Here is a 2,838-nt window from a genome sequence, read left to right on the forward strand (position 1 = left end):
GTCGTGGACCCGGCCCAGTACAAGGACTACATCCTGGTGACGCTGTTCCTGAAATACATCTCCGACACCTGGCAGGATCACTACAAAGGCTACAAAAAACAATACGGCGACGACGAGGAGCGTATCCACCGCAAGCTGACCCGCGAGCGTTTCGTGCTGCCGAAGGGCGCCAGCTTCTACGATCTCTACGAACAACGTAACGAACCCAATATCGGTGAGCTGATCAACATCGCCCTGGATGCCATCGAAGAAGCCAACAAATCCAAACTCGAAGGCGTGTTCCGCAACATCGATTTCAACTCCGAGGCCAACCTGGGCCGCACCAAGGATCGCAACCATCGCCTGAAACATCTGCTGGAAGACTTCAACAAGCCCCAGCTGAATATGCGCCCCAGCCGCGTCTCGGAAGACGTGATCGGCAACACCTATATCTACCTCATCGAACGCTTCGCCTCCGACGCGGGCAAGAAGGCCGGCGAGTTCTACACCCCCCACAAGGTCTCGGAACTGCTGGCCAAACTGGCCCAGCCCAAAGAAGGTGACCGCATCTGCGACCCCGCCTGTGGCTCCGGCGGCCTGCTCGTCGAGGCGGCCCGTGAGATCGACGGCCGCGACTTCGCCCTGTTCGGCATGGAAGTCAACGGCAGCACTTGGGCGCTGGCGCGCATGAACATGTTTCTGCACGGCATGGACGGCGCCCGCATCGAATGGTGCAACACCCTCACCAGTCCTGCGCTGGTGGAAAAGACCGCCTGATGAAATTCAACGTGGTGGTGGCCAACCCGCCCTTCTCGCTGGACAAATGGGGCCAGGACGAGGCCGAGAACGACCGTTTCAACCGCTTCTGGCGCGGCATCCCGCCCAAGAGCAAGGGCGACTACGCCTTCATCAGCCACATGATCGAGGCGGCGCTGGAGAAGGAAGGCCGTGTCGCCGTGGTCGCGCCCCACGGCGTGCTGTTCCGTGGCGGCGCCGAAGGCCGCATCCGCCGCCGGCTCATCGAGGACAACCTGCTGGACGCCGTCATCGGCCTGCCCGCCAACCTGTTCCCCACCACCGGCATCCCGGTGGCCATTCTGGTGTTCGACCGCTCACGGGAAAAAGGCGGCACCAATGAGAAACGGCGCGACGTGGTCTTCATCGACGCCAGCCGCGAATACGAATCCGGCAAGAACCAGAACACCCTGGCCGAAGGCCATATCGAGAAAATCGTCGCCACCTACGAAGCCCGCAAGGACGTGGACAAATACGCCCACGTTGCCAGTTTCGAGGAGATCCAGGAAAACGACTTCAACCTCAACATCCCGCGCTACGTGGACACCTTCGAGGAAGAGGAAGAAATCGACATCGACGCCGTGCAACGGGAAATCGACCAGCTGGAAAAGGAACTGGCCGAGGTGCGGGCAAAGATGGCGCAAAAGCTGGCGGAGATCGAACGATGAGCCGGGAAGACGAAGACATCGTCTCACAACGGGGCGAAATCCTGTTCTATCAGGCCGAGGACGGCTCAACCCGCCTTGAATGCCGTTTCGAGGATGAGACCATCTGGCTGAGCCAGGCCATGCTCTGCGAGCTATACCAGAAATCCAAGGCCACCATCAGCGAACACCTGAAAAACATATTTCAGGACAATGAGTTACAAGAAGATTCAGTTGTTCGGTTTTTCCGAACAACTGCCGCCGACGGCAAGGAATACAACGTAAAGCACTTCAATCTCGACGCCATCCTGGCCGTGGGCTACCGGGTGCGCAGCCAGCGGGGCACCCAGTTCCGACGCTGGGCCACCGAGCGGCTGCGGGAGTACTTGGTCAAGGGCTTCACCATGGACGACGAGCGACTGAAGAACCCACCCGTGGCCGGCTCAGGCGTGCCCGACTATTTCGACGAGATGCTGGAACGCATTCGCGACATCCGCGCCAGCGAGCGGCGCATGTACCTGCGGGTGAAGGAAATCTTCGCCATGGCAGGCGACTACGACCCCTCCTGGCCAGAGACCACCAAATTCTTCCGCGTCATTCAGAACAAACTGCATTACGCCGCCACGGGCATGACCGCCGCCGAACTCATCCAGCGCCGCGCCAATCACGAACTGCCCAACATGGGCCTGACCTCCTGGAAAGGCAATGAAGTCCGCAAAACCGATGTCACCATCGCCAAGAACTATCTTGACGAGCCGGAAATCGACGAACTCAACCGCATCGTAGTCATGTGGCTCGACTTCGCCGAAGACCAGGCCCGCCGCCGCAAGCAGATCTTCATGCAGGACTGGGAGCAGAAGCTCGACGAGTTCCTAGCCTTCAATGAGCGCAGGGTATTGTCCAATGCCGGAAGTGTCAGCAAGAAAGCGGCGGACGAGCGCGCCCGAAAGGAATATGAGCAATTCGCGGAACGCCGAAGGAAACACAAAGAAGCCATTGGCGAAACGGAGGCTATCAAGGTGCTGGAGGATGCTGCGAAGCATTTAGAAATGAAGAGGCCGGAGGATAAGGAGTGAGTTGGCACAAGGTGAAGTTGAAAACGCTGCTGTCTCAGCCTGTGCAAAATGGATACTCGCCAGTTTGCCCTGAAGAACCAAACGGGAAATGGATTCTCGGGCTTGGAGCGTTGAGTGATTTTGGTTTGGATACAACCCAAATCAAACCCGCGCCAGTAGATGACAGCAAGGTAGATAACTTCTTGCTGCGCCCAGGGGACTTTCTTGTGAGCAGGTCAAATACCCGGGACAAAGTTGGGCGTTCAGCTCTGTTTAAGGGAGAAATAAAAAACTGCTCATACCCGGATTTGATGATGCGGTTTCGTATAAATGAAACCACAATATATCCTGAGTTCCTTGAAATG

General features: G+C 57.7%; 4 protein-coding genes. All 4 read left to right on the forward strand.

Annotated features, from left to right (window positions below; translation table 11 throughout):
* Positions 1 to 756: class I SAM-dependent DNA methyltransferase (locus ACOCD2_RS15790; RefSeq protein WP_305800973.1), on the forward strand; the 756-nt coding region annotated here is incomplete at its 5' end.
* Entirely contained in the window at positions 711 to 1,442 is a 732-nt protein-coding gene (locus ACOCD2_RS15795) for an N-6 DNA methylase (RefSeq protein ID WP_308318454.1), read from the forward strand. The genes ACOCD2_RS15790 and ACOCD2_RS15795, both read left to right, overlap by 46 nt.
* Entirely contained in the window at positions 1,439 to 2,494 is a 1,056-nt protein-coding gene (locus ACOCD2_RS15800; RefSeq protein WP_293649407.1) for a virulence RhuM family protein, read from the forward strand. The genes ACOCD2_RS15795 and ACOCD2_RS15800 overlap by 4 nt, the downstream gene beginning before the upstream one ends.
* On the forward strand, positions 2,491 to 2,838 hold a 348-nt coding region (locus ACOCD2_RS15805; protein WP_305801907.1), incomplete at its 3' end, for a hypothetical protein. The genes ACOCD2_RS15800 and ACOCD2_RS15805, both read left to right, overlap by 4 nt.

The organism is Thiolapillus sp. (assembly GCF_048562965.1).
GTDB classification, from domain to species: domain Bacteria; phylum Pseudomonadota; class Gammaproteobacteria; order Chromatiales; family Chromatiaceae; genus Thiolapillus; species Thiolapillus brandeum_A.

Coding starts and splice junctions, on each gene's coding strand:
- ACOCD2_RS15800 (WP_293649407.1), top strand. CDS start 1,439: ATGAGCCGGGAAGACGAAGACATCGTCTCACAACGGGGCGAAATCCTG.